We start from the raw sequence: 12582 nt of genomic DNA on the forward strand, positions 1-12582 counted from the left end.
GATCCGCCCCCACGCGACCCCTGGGCAAGCGGCCCGTAGCGAGGGCCCTGAGCGAGAGCCGGAGTCCCCAGATGAAGATCGCCTTCGTCGGCAAGGGCGGCAGCGGGAAGACCACGCTGTCCGCCCTGTTCATCCGCCACCTGGCAGCCATGGGCCGGCCGGTCATCGCCGTGGACGCCGACATCAACCAGCACCTGGGCCCTGCCCTGGGACTGACGGATGATCAGGCCGCTGCGCTGCCCCCGCTGGGCGGGCACCTGCCGGAGATCAAGGAGTACCTGCGCGGCAGCAACCCGCTGATCCGCTCCTCCGACGAGATGATCAAAACCACGCCGCCCGGCCGCGGTTCGCGACTGCTGCGGATCGTCGAGGAGAACCCGGTCTACGCCGCCTGCGCCCGCCCGATCGCCCTGGACGAGGGCTCGGTCCGGCTGCTGGCGACCGGCGCGTTCACCGAGGAGGACCTCGGGGTGGCCTGCTACCACTCCAAGGTCGGTGCGGTGGAACTGCTGCTCAACCACCTGCTGGACGGGCCGGGCGAGTACCTGGTGACCGACATGACCGCGGGCTCGGACTCCTTCGCCTCCGGCCTGTTCACCCGCTTCGACCTGACCTTCCTGGTCGCCGAGCCGACCCGCAAGGGCGTCTCCGTCTACCGCCAGTACAAGGACTACGCCCGAGACTTCGGCGTCCAGCTGCGAGTGGTCGGCAACAAGGTGCAGGGACCGGACGACCTGGCCTTCCTGCGCCGCGAGGTCGGCGACGACCTGCTCACCACCTTCGGACAGTCCGACTGGGTGCGCCGCATGGAGCAGGGGGCGCAGCCGCCGCTGAGGGCCCTGGAACCGGCCAACCGGGCCGTACTGGAGGAACTGCGGGTCGAGACCGACACGGCGTACGGGCGGCGGGACGCGCGCCGCTACACCGAGCAGGCGGTGCTCTTCCACCGCCGCAACGCGGAGAGTTGGGCCAACGCCAAGGTCGGCATCGACCTCGCGAGCCAGGTGGACGGGGACTTCGTCCTGGGCGAGTTCGCGGACGACGGCGAGTGCACGGCCCCGGCGGGCGTCCACGCCTGACCCGCACCACCGCGACCAACGGGCCGTGGCCTCCCGGAACGGGGAGGCCACGGCCCGTTCGCCGTGCCCCGCCCGGCCGGACGGCCGCCACGACCGCCGCCACCAGCAGATTCCCGACCGTTCGGCCACCACCCATTGGGGTGAATCAGGGGGTTTTCCGCTTCCCTCCCGGAACCACGCTGTGCAAAGCTTTCATTACCCTCGGTTTACCGAGTCTTGATGGTTCGCCCGGCGGTCCCCGGTGAGACGTCCCGCACCTCGCCCGGAGCCCTGGCGGGCCTGATGGTCGACGCCGGCCGGTGACACCCGCACTCCCCCGCCGCGCCCACGCCATCCCGCCACACCGTCGCGCCCACGACAGCCGATCCGCCCCGGAGCCCCACGCCGGACCCACCACCGGACCTGACTGCGTTCGCTCCCCCGGACAGACGGGAAGACCATGACCCTCGACATCTCCAGTGCCCCCATCGCCTCCGACACCACCGACCACGCGCCGCCGGGCCCGGGCCCGGGCCCGCGCGCCCGCTGGACCCACGACCTCTCCGCGTCCCTCGTGGTCTTCCTGATCGCCGTCCCGTTCTCCCTCGGCATCGCGCTCGCCACCGGCGCCCCGCTCACCGCCGGTCTGGCCGCCGCCGCCGTGGGCGGGATCGTGGTCGGGCTGTTCGGCGGCACACCACTCCAGGTCAGCGGCCCCTCGGCGGCACTGACGGTGGTCACCGCCGGGCTGATCACCCAGTACGGCTGGCGGGCCACCTGCGCCATCACCGTCGCCGCCGGCCTTCTCCAACTCCTGCTCGGCGCACGCCGGGTGGCCCGGACCGCGCTCGCCGTCTCACCCGCGATCGTGCACGGCATGCTGGCCGGGGTCGGCATCACCATCGCCATCGCACAGCTGCACGTCGTCCTCGGCGGCTCACCGCAGAGCTCCGCGATCGCCGACATCCTGGCCCTTCCCGGCCAGTTGGCCGGCCCGCACCCGCCCGCGCTGCTGGCCGGCGCGGTGACCGCGGCCGTCCTGATCGGCTGGCCCCGGCTCGGCCGACTCCCCGGCCGCGCGGGGGAGTTCGGCGCCCGGCTGGCCAAGGTGCCCGGGCCGCTGGCCGGTGTCGCGCTGGCCACCGCCCTGGTGTTCGCCCTGGACCTGCGGCTCGCCCACATCGAGCTGCCCGCCTGGCGGCCGCAGACGCTCCTGCCCGCCCTGCCGCACGGCCCGGTGCTCGGCCTGCTCGCCGCCGTCCTCACCGTCACCGCGGTGGCCAGCGTGGAGTCGCTGCTGTCCGCCGTCGCCATCGACCGGATGTCCCGCCGCACCGGCGACCTCGACCGCGAACTGCGCGGCCAGGGCCTCGCCAACCTGGTGAGCGGGCTGGTCGGCGGTCTGCCGGTCGCCGGGGGCGCGGTCCGCAGCACCGCCAACGTGCGGGCCGGCGGCCAGACCAGGTGGGCCTCGGTGCTGCACGGCGTCTGGGCGCTGGCCGCCGCACTGGCACTGGCCGGCGGGCTGCGCCGGATCCCGCTGGCCGCGCTCGCCGCGCTGGTTCTGGTGGTCGGGCTTCAGATGGTGAGCTTCGCGCACATCCGCAAGGTGCACCGGCACCGCGAGTTCCCCGTCTACCTGGTCACCGTGCTCAGTGTGGTCGCCGCCGGCGTGCTGTGGGGCGTCGCGATCGGCGCCGGCACCGCCATGCTGCTCGCCCTCTACCGGCTGACCCGCGCCCACGTGGACGTCGAGACCGGCCCCGACGGCACGGTCACCGTCCGGACGCACGGCCCGCTCACCTTCACCACCGTGCCCCGGCTCAGCCGGGTGCTGGGCGGCATTCCGGCCGGGGCCGGGGTCACTGTGGTCCACGACGGATCCTTCCTGGACCACGCCGCCTACGAGACGCTGCACACCTGGCGGGCCGGGCACCAGGACGCGGGCGGCCGGGTCTCGATGGTGACGCGGCGCCAGGACGACGAGGTGCTCGATCCGGACGGCACCGTGCGCGCGGGCAGCTCCCCGAGCCCGCACCGCTGCCGGGCCTGGACGCCCTGGGTCGGCCACCACTGCATCGAGCAGCAGGAGGACCCGCACGGCCGGCTGCTGGACGGCGTCCGGGTGTTCCAGCTGCACACCGCCCCGCTGGTCCGGCCGGAACTAGCCCGGCTGGCCCGCGAGGGCCAGACGCCCTCCCAACTCTTCCTGACCTGCGCGGACTCCCGGATGGTCACCAGCATGATCACCAACAGCGGTCCGGGGGACCTGTTCACCGTACGCAACGTGGGCAATCTGGTGCCGGCCCCGCACGAACCCGGAGCGGCGGACGACTCGGTGGCCGCCGCGGTGCAGTACGCGGTCGAGGTGCTGGAGGTGCGCTCGATCACGGTCTGCGGCCACTCCGGCTGCGGCGCGATGCAGGCCCTGCTGGACGGTGTGCACGAGCGCCCCGGGCCGCCCACCCCGCTGGCCCGCTGGTTGCGCAACGGCCGCGGCTCGCTGGACCGGCTCCGCCGGGCCCCGGCGGAGTTCACCGCCCGACCCGCGGTGGACGTCGCGGAGCGGCTCTGCATCACCAACGTGGTCCAGCAGCTGGACCAGCTGATGGCGAACCCGGCGGTGGAACGCCGGGTCGAGGAAGGCACCCTGCGGCTGGTCGGGATGTACTTCGACTTCGCGACGGCCCAGGCCTACGTCCTGGACCTGGCCACCGGGACGTTCAGCCCGGTGGAGGCCCGCGCGGGGAAGCGGTCGAACGAAATCGAACACCACGCCGAGGGCCTGATCGGGGCCGACCCCGGCATCCGGCCGAACACAGCATCGGCCGAACGGGTGAATGCGGACGATCGGGTTCCGGTCGGGGGCGGTGAGGAGGACCCTCGACTGGCCGCCTGAGAGCCGGGCCCGTGTCCCCGCCGGGCGGGCCGGGGCACGGGCCCACCCACCCCCGTACGGTCGTCCGGTCCGCCGCGGCGACCCGGGCGGTAGGTCGACCGGCCGCCGGTCAAAGGTCTACACCAATTCACAGGAGCCTCTTGTCAACTGCCCCGTTCGCCTGGTGAGCTGTGCGCTGGGACACACGGGACAATCCCCACGCACGGGAACGCCCCGATCATGACTCGATGAGGAGTGCGCGTTGAGCAACGAGAGCCTGGCCAACCTGCTCAAGGAGGAGCGGCGATTCGCCCCGCCGGCAGAGCTCGCCGCAGCCGCCAACGTCACCGCGGCCGCGTACGCGCAGGCCTCCGAGGACCGTCTGGGCTTCTGGGCCGAGCAGGCCCGCCGCCTCACCTGGGCCGTCGAGCCGACCGAGACCCTCGACTGGTCCAACCCTCCCTTCGCCAAGTGGTTCGCCGACGGCAAGCTCAATGTCGCGTACAACTGCGTGGACCGCCACGTGGAGAACGGCCTGGGCGACCGGGTCGCCATCCACTTCGAGGGCGAGCCCGGCGACGGCCGTTCGATCACCTACGCCCAGCTCAAGGACGAGGTCTCGCAGGCGGCCAACGCCCTGCTGGAGCTCGGTGTCCGCAAGGGCGACCGGGTCGCCGTCTACCTGCCGATGATCGCCGAGGCGGTCGTCGCGATGCTCGCCTGCGCCCGGATCGGCGCCACCCACTCGGTGGTCTTCGGCGGCTTCTCCTCCGACGCCGTCGCCTCCCGCATCCAGGACGCCCAGGCCAAGCTGGTGATCACCGCCGACGGCGGCTACCGCCGCGGCAAGCCCTCCGCCCTGAAGCCTGCCATCGACGAGGCGCTCACCAAGGCCGAGGGCGTGGAGCACGTCCTGGTGGTCCGCCGCACCGGGCAGGACATCCCGTGGACCGAGGGCCGCGACGTCTGGTGGCACGAGATCACCGCGCGCCAGTCCACCGAGCACGCCCCCGAGGCGCACGACGCCGAGCACCCGCTGTTCATCCTCTACACCTCGGGCACCACCGGTAAGCCCAAGGGCATCCTGCACACCTCGGGCGGCTACCTCACCCAGGCCAGCTACACCCACCACGCCGTCTTCGACCTCAAGCCGGAGACCGACGTCTACTGGTGCACCGCCGACATCGGCTGGGTCACCGGCCACTCGTACATCGTCTACGGCCCGCTCTCCAACGGAGCCACCCAGGTCATCTACGAGGGCACCCCGGACACCCCGCACCAGGGCCGGTTCTGGGAGATCGTCCAGAAGTACGGCGTGACCATCCTCTACACCGCGCCGACCGCGATCCGCACCTTCATGAAGTGGGGCGACGACATCCCCGCGAAGTTCGACCTGTCCTCGCTGCGGGTGCTGGGCAGCGTCGGCGAGCCGATCAACCCCGAGGCCTGGGTCTGGTACCGCGAGCACATCGGCGGCGGCAGGTGCCCGATCGTGGACACCTGGTGGCAGACCGAGACCGGCGCCATCATGATCAGCCCGCTGCCGGGCGTCACCGAGACCAAGCCGGGCTCGGCCCAGCGCGCCCTGCCGGGCATCGCGGCCACCGTGGTGGACGACAACGCCGCCGAGGTGCCGAACGGCTCCGGCGGCTACCTGGTGCTCACCGAGCCGTGGCCGTCCATGCTCCGCACCATCTGGGGCGACGACCAGCGCTACATCGACACCTACTGGTCGCGCTTCGAGGGCCGCTACTTCGCCGGTGACGGCGCCAAGAAGGACGAGGACGGGGACATCTGGCTGCTCGGCCGGGTGGACGACGTCATGCTCGTATCGGGCCACAACATCTCCACCACCGAGGTCGAGTCGGCCCTGGTCGGCCACCCGTCCGTGGCCGAGTCCGCCGTGGTCGGCGCGACCGACGCCACCACCGGTCAGGCCATCGTCGCCTTCGTGATCCTGCGCGGCGGCGCCACCGAGAGCGCCGAGCTGGTCGAGGAGCTGCGGGCGCACGTCGGCCGCACGCTCGGCCCGATCGCCAAGCCGAAGCAGATCAAGGTGGTCGGCGAGCTGCCGAAGACCCGCTCCGGCAAGATCATGCGCCGTCTGCTGCGCGACATCGCCGAGGGCCGCGAGGTCGGCGACACCACCACCCTGGCCGACAGCACGGTGATGAGCCAGATCCAGGCCCAGCTCCCGGCCTCGGACAACGGCACCGGCACCGGCACCGGCTGAACCCGACCGGGCCGGTAACACCCGAGCGCCCCTGAGACAACGGCTGTGCCCCGAGCGGTGACCACCGCCCGGGGCACAGCCGTCTCGTCAGCACCCGCGGGCACCAGGGCGCCGGGTCACCGGGTCACCGGGTCACCGGCTCGGAGGGGCCACCACTCGGGCCCCGGGGCACCGCTCGGACGGGCTACTGATCGGACGGGCCACTGCTCCTCCGGAGTGCCGAACCGGCCCGCAGGCCTTAAGTCCTTGAATAGGACAATCCGGATGTCACCTGAACGTCCCGCTAGACTATTAAGGACGCATCAAGATCCCTTGACGGGCATCGCGGGCGTCACAGGGCGCGCCGGGAAGTCTGGTCGGCAACTGCACCACCCGTGCATCCGTTGCCGCTCCCAGCCCCCAGGAGGTCCCCTGTGACCGACCAGCCGCCCGTCCACGAGCCGACGACCCGCCGCCGGCAATTCCTCGGTCGGCTCTCACTGCCCGAGCGCACCTTCGTCGCCGACGCCCTGCGTACCGAGACGGTCGGCGGCATGCTGCTGCTGGGCGCCGCCGTCATCGCGCTGATCTGGGCCAACGCCTGGCCACACTCCTACCAGAGCGTGCTCGACTACACCGTCGGCCCCTCCGCCCCGCTCCACCTCGACCTCTCCCTGGCCACCTGGGCCAAGGACGGCCTGCTGACGATCTTCTTCTTCGTGGCCGGGATCGAACTCAAGCGCGAGTTCGTCGCGGGTGAGCTGCGCACGCCCAGTGCGGCGCTGCTGCCCGTGGCCGCCGCCGTCTGCGGGGTGGCGCTGCCCGCGATCCTCTTCGCCCTGGTGAACTCCGGCAGCGGCGGACACCCCGGCGGCTGGGCGATCCCGACCGCCACCGACATCGCCTTCGCACTCGGGGTGCTGGCCGTGGTCGGCAGCCACCTGCCGTCCGCACTGCGCGCCTTCCTGCTCACCCTGGCGGTGGTCGACGACCTGATCGCGATCCTGATCATCGCGATCTTCTACAGCCACGGCATCGAGTTCTGGGCGCTCGGCCTGGCCTTCGCCGGGCTGGTGCTGTTCTGGTTCCTGCACCGGCGCGGCGTCCACGGCTGGTACCTCTTCGTACCGCTGGCCGTCGTGACCTGGGCGCTGATGCACGAGAGCGGCGTCCACGCCACGGTGGCGGGCGTCGCGATGGGCCTGATGCTGCGCTGCCACCGGGAGGGCGACGAAAAGCACTCCCCCGGCGAGCACATCGAGCACCTGGTCCGTCCGCTCTCGGCTGGCCTGGCCGTCCCGGTGTTCGCACTGTTCTCGGCCGGGGTGGCCGTCTCCGGTCCGAAGCTGCGCGAGGTGTTCACCCAGGCCGCCCCGATCGGCATCGTGATCGGTCTGCTGGTCGGCAAGTCGGTGGGCGTGTTCGGCGGCGCCTGGCTGACCGCCCGGTTCACCAGGGCCGAGCTGAACCCGCGACTCAAGTGGGCCGACATGGTCGCCGTCTCGGTGCTCGCGGGCATAGGTTTCACCGTCTCGCTGCTGATCAGCGAACTCGCCTTCCCGGACGACCTGGCGCTCGCCGCCCGGGCCAAGACGGCCGTGCTGGTCGGCTCGGTGATCTCCGCGGTGGTCGCCACGGTGCTGCTGAAGCTGCGCAACCGGCACTACCGCGCGCTGTGCGAGGAGGAGGAGCGGGACGTGGACGGGGACGGCATCCCGGACGTGTACCAGGAGGACGACCCGGCCTGGCGGGCGAGGGTCGGCGGGTCGGCCCGCCCGGCGGCCGGCGGGGCCGCCGACCACGGCCCTGACCTCGGCCTCGACCACGGCTCCGGCTCCGGCTCCGGTCACCAGGGCCGGCCCGGACAGTCCGGCTGAGGCGGTGAGGCGGCCGGGCCGCCACGGCCCGGCCCCCGAGGCGGCCAAGCGAGCGACCCGGCCGAGGTGGCTCGGCCGAAGACCTCGGAGCGGCCCTCCGGGAGGCACCCGGAGGGCACCGGCAGGAACGTCCGGCACACCCCGGCAGCAGCGACCGGCGGCCCCGGCGGAGGCGCCAGGAGCTCCCCGGCCACCGGGACACGTCCCTCCGGCGGGGCCCCGGAGTGGTGTCCGACTGACCGGTAGGGGCATGATTCTGAGCTGTCGACAACCCACTGACGCCTCCGGACCCCCCACCGGCCCCGGAACCGCAGACCCGCGGCGGCGTCACGCCGCACAGCCGCAGAGGAGAACCGCTGATGCCCGCAGGAGCCGCAGACCCGTCCAGCAACGGCCGGGTGCCCTACGAGGGCGAGCGTTCGGTGGGGCAGCTGTTCGCGGCGGCCACCGCCGACCTGTCCGCGCTGGTCCACGACGAGATCGCGCTCGCCAAGGCCGAGATCCGGGCGGACGTCAAGCGCGGCGTCTCCGGCGGCGTCTCGCTGATCGTCGCCGGCGTGGTGGCCCTGTTCTCCATCCCGATGCTGAGCGCCGCGGCGGCCTTCGGCATCCACGCCCTGGGCCTGTCGCTGGGCTGGTCCTTCCTGGTCGTGGCGGGCGCCTACCTGCTGCTCGCGGTGCTGCTCGGGATGCTGGCCTGGCGCTCGTTCAAGAAGATCGAGAAGCCGGTCCGCACCATCGAGGGCGCCCAGAAGACCGCCGACGTGCTGAAGAACGCCCGGCCGCGCCCGGCCACCCAGGAGGAGATCGACCGGGCCTTCGGCCGCATCCCGTAACCGGCGTCCCACCACCAGGCTCACGTGATCGGCACCCCGTAACCGGAACCCCGCAACCGGCGTCCCGCGACAAGCGTCGGCGGGCGCCGGACCCGCCGACAACGAGTGCCGGGCACGTGTCCGGCGCGCGGATGTGACACGCTCTCGGTATGCCGCTTGACCAGAAGCCCGTGCCCGCGCAGCCGTCCGCCGACTCCGGCCCCGACTCCGGCGCCGGACTCACCCGCGAAGGCCCCGAAGGCCCCGGCACCGCCCCAGAGGGCACCGGCCTGGCACCCGCGCGGGAGCCCGAGGAGGAGCCCCGCGAAACGGACTCCACCGCGGCCCGGGCGGCGGGCGACGAGGTCTGGAGCATCCGGCAGCCCGGCCCGTGGAAGCACCGCGACCTCGCGGCCAACGGCGCCCGCTTCCACATCGCCGAGCTGGGCTCCGGCCCGCTGGTGCTGCTGGTCCACGGCTGGCCCGAGTACTGGTGGGCCTGGCGCCACCAGCTGACCGCGCTCGCCGAGGCCGGCTACCGGGCGGTGGCGCTCGACCTGCGCGGCATCGGCGGCAGTGACCGCACCCCGCGCGGGTACGACCCGGGCAACCTCGCCCTGGACATCACCGGGGTGATCCGCTCGCTCGGCGAGCGCCGGGCACACCTGGTCGGGCACGCCTCCGGCGGCACCCTGGCCTGGGTGGCGGCCGTGATGCGACCGTCCGTCATCCAGAGCCTGACGGCGGTCTCCGCCGCGCACCCGAGGGACCTGCGCCGGGCGCTGCTGACCGACCGCCGGCAGTTCGCCGCCTTCGAGCACGTCCTGGGCTTCCAGCGGCCGTGGATACCGGAACGCCGTCTGGTGGCCGACGACGCCGAGCTGGTCGGCCGGTACCTGAACTCCTGGACCGGTCCGAACGGCCTGGACGAGGCCGCCGTGCAGGCGTACCGGCAGGCGATCCAGATCCCCAGCACGGCGCACTGCTCGATCGAGCCGTACCGCTGGCTGCTGCGCTCGATGGCCCGGCCGGACGGCATCCAGTTCGCCCGGCGGATGAAGAAGCCGATCACCGCGCCGACCCTGCACGTCCAGGGCGCGGCGGACCCGGTGCTGCTGTCGCACACAGCGCTCGGCGGCGGCGAGTACGTGGCGGCGCCGTACCGCTGGCGGCTGATGCCCGGGGTCGGGCACTTCCCGCACGAGGAGGCGCCGGAGGAGTTCACCGCCGAGCTGCTGGACTGGATCGGCCGCCACAAGGAGTGATCGAAGGCGGTGCCGGACACGGCCGTACGTGCGGTCGACCGGAAGGGCCTTCGGGCCCAACTCCCTTGTTTTGATGCTCATATGACAATCGCATAGGCCAATTTCGGCGAGGCCCGGGCGGTTACCTCCACCGGCCCAGGGGCATCCCTTCCGGTATGAGTTGGATGCCCGAAAGCGGCGGCGCCCCGCGCGGCCGACGTCACAACAGCCCCCAGCGCTCCGCCCACCGGCCCGACCGGGCGGACGACCTCGGTTTCGACGGCCCGGACGGCCGTCAGCGCACGGAGCGGCGGCAGCTCGGCATCCCCCGCATCCTCGGTCGGCGCGCCCGCTGGGTGGGCGCACGGCTGCGGCGCGAGATCTGAGGCCTCGCGCCGCTCCCGTTCCCGGCGCTCCGCTCAGTTCACGATCGTCGGCGACAGCGCGGTGAACCAGAGCAGGACGAAGGTCGCCACCGACATGATCGGCACCAGCACCTTGGTCTCGACGCTGTTGCCGCTGCGCTTGATCAGCACGACCTCGTAGCGCTCCTTGTGCGGCCAGAGCAGCGGCGCGCCCTTCTTGGTCAGGCAGTCGCCGAGCAGGTGCGCCAGCGTGCCCAGGGCCACCGCGTACGGCAGCCAGCCAGGCGAGTCGGGCATCCAGGTGTTCATCCCGAAGGTGCCGAGCGCGGCCAGGCCGATGACGGTGATCCACGCCTCCGGGCCGTCGCCCGGCGGGCAGAGCCGCAGGGCCCGGATCGCGAGCGCCAGCAGGACGAAGGTCAGCCCGAGGGTGAAGTTGCGGCCCAGGAAGGTGACCCCGGCCCAGGTGCCGCCGCCCGTCAGCGCGACGAACAGCAGCGAGTGGGTGGCGTGCCGGTGGCCGCCGGAGATCCAGGCCACGAGGCGGCAGAGCACCTTGGAGACCGGGCCGAGGAAGTTGGCGATCGAGCCGTCGTGGTGGTCGAGGTCCGGCAGCAGCGCCGCGCCCGCGCACAGCACCGTGCCCATCAGTATGTCCGCCGGCTGCAAGGTGGAGTGCAGCAGCAGCGGGGGCAGGAAGGGGGCCGAGGCCGCGTACAGCATCGCCCCGCTCACCGCGTGCGAGTGACCCATCATCGGACTGCCACGACCTCCCGTCGGGCCCACGCCGGGACGGCGCCCGGTTGAGCCGAACGGGTGAGCGCGGCCGACGCTACCAGCGGCACCTGACGGGGCGACGGATATCGGACGCCCCGGCCCGGCGCGCCCCGGACCGCCTTCGGCCGACATCCCCGAGCGGCGCGCCCCGGCCGCCCGCCCCGGGTCAGAGCGCGCAGCCCTGGGTGTCCACCCGGGCGGTCGCGGCGCCGCCCTGCTCGGCGTCCTGGCGCACCTCGGCCGCGGTCAGCACGTAGCCGGTGTCCGCGCTGTCCAGGGACTTGGCGAAGACCACGCCGTACACCTCGCCGTCCGGGGTGAGCAGCGGGCCGCCGCTGTTGCCCTGGCGGACCACCGAGCGCACCGAGTAGACGTCCCGGACCACCTGGCCGCGGTGGTAGATGTCCGGGCCGTTGGCCTGGATCCGGCCGCGGATGCGGGCGGGCTGGACGTTGAAGGCGCCGTTCTCCGGGAAGCCGGCCACGATCGCGCTGTCGTTGGTCTTCGCCTCGCCCGCGAAGGTCAGCGCGGGCGCGTTCAGCTTGGGCACGTCCAGGACGGCGATGTCGCGCTGCCAGTCGTAGCGGACCACCGTCGCGTCGTACAGCTGGCCGACGCCGCCGATCTGCACGGTCGGTTCGTTGACCCCGCCGACGACGTGGGCGTTGGTCATCACCCGGTGCGGGGCGAAGACGAAGCCGCTGCCCTCCAGGGTCTTGCCGCAGGAGGTCGCCGTGCCGACCACCTTGACCAGGCTCTGCCGGGCCCGTGCCACGGCGGGGCTGGCGGCCAGCGCGGGGTCGGGGCTGTCGACCTGGGTGATCGGCTCGTGCTCGAAGGGGTTGAAGACCTGCGGGAAGCCGTTGCGGGCGAGGACCTTGGAGAAGTCCGAGAACCAGTTCGGCGCGTCGCTGGGCAGCGCGTTCTGCACCCCGCCGAGGACCGCCGAGGAGCGGACCTGCTTGGAGACCGTCGGGAGCGACGCCCCGGCCAGCGCCGAACCGATCAGCCAGGCCACCAGCAGCATCGAGACGACGTTCACCACCGCGCCGCCGCTCGCGTCCAGCACCCGGGCCGGGCGGCGACCGATGTGCCCGCGCAGCTTCCAGCCGAAGTGCGCGGTGATCGCCTGGCCGATCGCGGCGAGGACGATCACCACCACGACGGCCACCACCGAGGCCGTGGTGCCGGGGCCGATGTGGTCGAGCAGCAGCAGCGGCAGCAGCTCGACGGCGATCAGGCCGCCGCCGAGGAAACCGATCAGCGAGAGCACGCCGACCACGAAGCCCTGCCGGTAGCCCGACACGGCGAATGCCACGGCCGCGGCGATCAACAGCACATCCAGGACGTTCACTC

At 72.8% G+C, this 12582-nt stretch carries 9 protein-coding genes; 7 read left to right on the forward strand and 2 right to left on the reverse strand.

Going from position 1 to position 12582, the window contains the following annotated elements:
* Positions 1-71: 71 nt before the first annotated feature.
* The 7 genes from ACZ7RU_RS08880 to ACZ7RU_RS08910 all read left to right on the forward strand — a co-directional run bounded on the left by ACZ7RU_RS08880 (position 72) and on the right by ACZ7RU_RS08910 (position 10470).
* Complete coding sequence (locus ACZ7RU_RS08880; RefSeq protein WP_470340168.1) at positions 72-1079, forward strand: ATP-binding protein; 1008 nt, start codon at positions 72-74, stop codon at positions 1077-1079.
* 439 nt (positions 1080-1518) lie between these two features.
* Positions 1519-3957 carry a SulP family inorganic anion transporter gene (locus ACZ7RU_RS08885; RefSeq protein ID WP_470340169.1) on the forward strand — a complete coding sequence of 813 codons (2439 nt, stop codon included), beginning with the start codon at positions 1519-1521 and terminating at the stop codon, positions 3955-3957.
* Between the two features lie 241 nt (positions 3958-4198).
* A complete protein-coding gene (gene acs / locus ACZ7RU_RS08890) occupies positions 4199-6169 on the forward strand; it encodes an acetate--CoA ligase (protein WP_470340170.1) in 1971 nt (656 codons plus the stop codon).
* 413 nt (positions 6170-6582) lie between these two features.
* A complete protein-coding gene (gene nhaA, locus ACZ7RU_RS08895; RefSeq protein WP_470340171.1) occupies positions 6583-8025 on the forward strand; it encodes a Na+/H+ antiporter NhaA in 1443 nt (480 codons plus the stop codon).
* Positions 8026-8384: 359 nt separating this feature from the next.
* The gene (locus tag ACZ7RU_RS08900; RefSeq protein WP_359902000.1) at positions 8385-8861 is read left to right on the forward strand and encodes a phage holin family protein; all 477 of its coding nucleotides are present in this window, start codon (positions 8385-8387) and stop codon (positions 8859-8861) included.
* A gap of 149 nt (positions 8862-9010) precedes the next feature.
* A complete protein-coding gene (locus ACZ7RU_RS08905) occupies positions 9011-10105 on the forward strand; it encodes an alpha/beta fold hydrolase (RefSeq protein WP_470340172.1) in 1095 nt (364 codons plus the stop codon).
* Positions 10106-10260: 155 nt separating this feature from the next.
* Positions 10261-10470, forward strand: a complete 210-nt coding sequence (locus ACZ7RU_RS08910; protein ID WP_470340173.1) for a hypothetical protein — start codon at positions 10261-10263, stop codon at positions 10468-10470.
* Positions 10471-10503: 33 nt separating this feature from the next.
* Here ACZ7RU_RS08910 and ACZ7RU_RS08915 read toward each other — a convergent pair whose 3' ends face one another.
* Both ACZ7RU_RS08915 and ACZ7RU_RS08920 read right to left on the reverse strand, forming a co-directional pair.
* Positions 10504-11205 carry a metal-dependent hydrolase gene (locus tag ACZ7RU_RS08915; RefSeq protein WP_470340174.1) on the reverse strand — a complete coding sequence of 234 codons (702 nt, stop codon included), beginning with the start codon at positions 11203-11205 and terminating at the stop codon, positions 10504-10506.
* Between the two features lie 187 nt (positions 11206-11392).
* Entirely contained in the window at positions 11393-12580 is a 1188-nt protein-coding gene (locus tag ACZ7RU_RS08920; RefSeq protein WP_470340175.1) for a MarP family serine protease, read from the reverse strand.
* Positions 12581-12582 lie beyond the last annotated feature (2 nt).

The sequence above is a fragment of the Kitasatospora sp. NPDC114501 genome, from assembly GCF_055633695.1.